Annotated in this window: 2 protein-coding genes; both read left to right on the top strand. The window is 70.8% G+C overall.

Annotation, left to right across the window (positions count from 1 at the left end; all coding sequences use genetic code 11):
• The first annotated feature begins 83 nt into the window (after positions 1–83).
• Positions 84–1,217 (top strand): acyl-CoA dehydrogenase family protein, encoded by a 1,134-nt coding sequence (locus U9980_RS09030; RefSeq protein ID WP_322767511.1) that lies wholly within the window; start codon positions 84–86, stop codon positions 1,215–1,217.
• A gap of 8 nt (positions 1,218–1,225) precedes the next feature.
• Positions 1,226–3,607 (top strand): CoA transferase, encoded by a 2,382-nt coding sequence (locus U9980_RS09025; RefSeq protein WP_322767510.1) that lies wholly within the window; start codon positions 1,226–1,228, stop codon positions 3,605–3,607.
• Positions 3,608–3,638: the final 31 nt, after the last annotated feature.

Genomic DNA, 3,638 nt, shown 5'->3' with positions numbered 1-3,638 from the left:
GGCCGCCTCGTGACCCATCGCCCCGGCGCCGTCCGCCGCTCCGCTCCTCGCTTCGCTGCGATGCTCACTTTGGACGCCGCCTCGTGACCACGGTCACCCCGACCGCGGTCGAGAGCGACAACCTCGACTCCTTCCGCACCGAGCTCCGTGGCTTCCTGCGCGACCACACTCCGCCACCCGTGCATGGTGGCTCGGCGATCGCCGATGAGCTCACGCCCGCGGACGTCGAGCGCCAACGCGCCTGGCAGCGCCAGCTACACGACGGCGGCTGGGCGGGCGTGGCGTGGCCGAAGAGCCACGGTGGCCGTGGCGCGGGTGCCCGCCAGCAGCTGGCGTTCCACGAGGAGATCGCGCTCGCCGGTGGGGACACGATGACGGGCCTGTTCCTCGTCGCCCTCTCCCACGCGGGGCCGACCGTCATCGCGCGAGGCACTCCCGAGCAGCAGCAACGATGGCTGCCGGGCATCCTGCGGGGAGAGATCATCGCGGCCCAGTGCTTCTCCGAGCCCGGCGCCGGGTCGGACCTCGCCGCGATCAGCACCAGGGCCGTCGTCGACGGGGACGCCCTGATAGTCACCGGCGAGAAGCGGTGGAGCACGTTCGCGCAGTACGCCGACATCGCGGAGCTGCTCGTGCGCACGGATCCGTTCAGCCGACATGGTGGTCTCACCTACGCCGTGGTCGACCTGGACTCTCCCGGTATCACCATCCGGCCGTTGCGGACGATCGGCGGGCCGAGCGAGTTCTGCGAGGTGCGCTTCGACGAGGTACGCGTCCCACTGGCCAACGTGATCGGAGCGGTGGGTCAGGGCTGGCAGGTGGCGACGACGACCCTGCTCTTCGAGCGCAGCACCATCACCGCCCCGATCGTGCTCGGCGCCCTGCATGCGCTGCGCCGGCTCAGCCAGCTCGTGGCCGACGATCCCGTCGCAACCGCGGAAGTCGCGGAACTCACCGTGCGCGCCCTCGCCGTGCGAGCCCTGCTCGAACAGTCGGTTGACGAGCAGGAAGCCGGCATCGAAGGGGCTGGACCGTCGGCGCTGAAGCTCCTCGCGACCGAGCTGAACTACGACGTCCGGCACCTGCACGCCCGTCACGACCAGTCCGCGTCACAGCCGTGGTTCACGTCCTTCGGTCTGCGCATCGGCGGCGGCACGTCGGAGATCCAGAAGACGATCATCGCCGAACGCGTGCTTGGCCTGCCCAGACACCGATAGGAGAACCCGTGCCCGCGCCCCTGGACGGCTTCCGCGTCCTCGACCTCTCGATCGGCATCGCCGGCGGCTACACGACCAAGCTGCTCGCCGACGCCGGAGCTGAGGTCGTCACGTGCGAGGACGCCGCCGGCGACCCCCTGCGCCGCTGGTCAGCGAGCGGCGCGGCCATCGCCGCGGACGACGACGGCGCCCTGTTCAAGGTCCTCGCCGCGTCCAAGCAGTCCGCCGTGCCCACCCTCGAGGAGGCGCTGGACCTCGTCCGCTGGGCGGACGCGATCGTCTGGTCACCCGGGTCCGAACTCGCCGCCAGCATGAGCCCGGCCAGGGTGCGGGAGCTCAACCCGACCGCCCTGGTGTTGTCGATCACCCCCTTCGGACTGGCGGGCCCGTGGGCCGGCCGGCCGGCCACCGAATTCACGCTCCAGGCCATCTCGGGCGGGGTGTTCGCACGAGGCACCCCCAGCCGGCCACCGGTCTGCGTCGGCGGGCGGACCGGCGAGTGGCTGTCGGGCATGATCGGCGCAGTTGGCCTCCTCGCGTCCTACCGCCGACGCCTGCGCACCGCCCAGGGTGAGCTCCTCGACCTGTCGATGCTCGAGTCGATCGTGCTGACCCACACCATGTACGAGGTCAACTACCGCAGCATCGCCGGGGTCCCGCCGTATACCCGCCGCCTGCTCAACTTCCCCGGCATCGAGCGCACCAAGGACGGCTGGGTCGCGTTCATGGTCGTGACCGGCCAGCAGTGGCTCGACTTCTGCCTGATGGTCGAGCGGGCGGACTGGATGGACAACGAGAGCCTCATCCGCCTCGAACAGCGGATCAGCCGGCGGGACGAGCTGGCGCCCGTGATCGCCGACTGGATGACGACGCACACCACCGACGAGGTCATCGAGATAGCAGAGGCGCTGCGCGTGCCGGTCGCCCCCGTCGGCAACGGTGCGCTCACACCGCGGTTCGACCACCTGGTGGCCAACGGGCTCATGACGACGAACCCCCGGGGTGGCTTCGTCCAGCCCAACCATCCCTACCGCTTCCCGCGGAGCAGTCTCCAGCTGCGTGACTTCGCGCCGGCGCCCACGCTCGGCGAGCACACCGCGACGGTCACGACCACCTGCACCCCGCGAGAGCCGACCACAGGGACCGAACCGGCGGCGCTCCCCTTTCAAGACCTACGGGTCTGCGACCTCACCGCGTTCTGGGCTGGACCCATCGTCGGCTACGTGCTCGCCATGCTCGGCGCCGACGTCATCAAGGTCGAGTCCGTGTCCCGGCCGGACGGCATGAGGATGCGCGGCGCCAGGTCGTTCCGCGAGGACCTCTGGTGGGAGACAGGTCCGAGCTACCACGGTGGCAACGCGGGCAAGCGGGGCATCACCCTCGACCTGGGCAGCGAGGAGGGCAGGGAGCTGCTCCTCGAGCTCGTCGCCCACTCGGACGTCCTCGTGGAGAACTTCACGCCCCGCGTCATGGCCTCGTGGGGGCTGACCTACGACGTCCTGAAGGCCGTGCGGCCCGACCTCATCTACGCACGACTGCCGGCGTTCGGTTCCGACGGCCCGTGGCGGGACCGATCCGGCTATGCACAGACCATTGAGGCGGTCTCCGGCATCGCCTGGATGACGGGCTACCCCGACACGCCGCCGCAGTTCGCCAATTCCGTCGGCGATCCACTCGCAGGCTCACACGCGACGATCGCGATCTCCCTGGCCCTCGAACACCGCCGGCGCACCGGAGAGGGCTCTCTCATCGAGGCTCCGATGCTCGGCGGAGCGCTGAACATCTGCGCCGAGCAGTACGCCGAGTTCAGCGCCTACGGGGCACTCCTGAAGCGGGACGGGAACCGGAGCCCCACGGCGGCACCGCAAGGGCTGTACCTCTGCGCGGACTCCGGCGGTGACACCTGGGTCGCGGTCTCGGTCGAGACCGAGAGACAGTGGCACGGGCTGCGCACGGCCCTCGGTGAGCCGTCTGGATGGGACTGCCTGGGCAGCCGCGAGCAGCGCCTGGCCCAGCACGACGCCATCGACGAGACCATCAACGCCTGGACGTCCGCACGCGGCGCGGCCGAGGTCGAAGACGTCCTGGTCAGCCACGGCGTGCCAGCTGCGGTCGTCGGCAACGGCGCCTTCCTGGATTCCAACCCGCAGCTGCAGGCCCGCGGCTTCTTCGAGGATCTCGCCGGCCACCCGGTCGTCGGATCGGCGACCCACTCCGGCTACCCGATCCGCTTCTCCGGTGGACCGCACCCGCCCGTGCATCGACGGACCCCGCCGCTCCTGGGCGAGCACAACCGCGAGGTCCTCGGCGGCCTCCTCGGGCATTCCGACGCCCAGCTCGCCGCGTGGGAGGCCGCGGGCGTGATCGGGACGAAGCCGAAGCACGGCTGAGCCGGTCGGGATCAGCGTGCCGTCCGCTGGC

This window comes from Protofrankia sp. Cr1, from assembly GCF_963555865.1.
Lineage (GTDB): Bacteria > Actinomycetota > Actinomycetes > Frankiales > Frankiaceae > Protofrankia.
The sequence above is the reverse complement of the archived record's forward strand: the minus strand, read 5'-3'. Positions and strand labels throughout refer to the sequence as shown.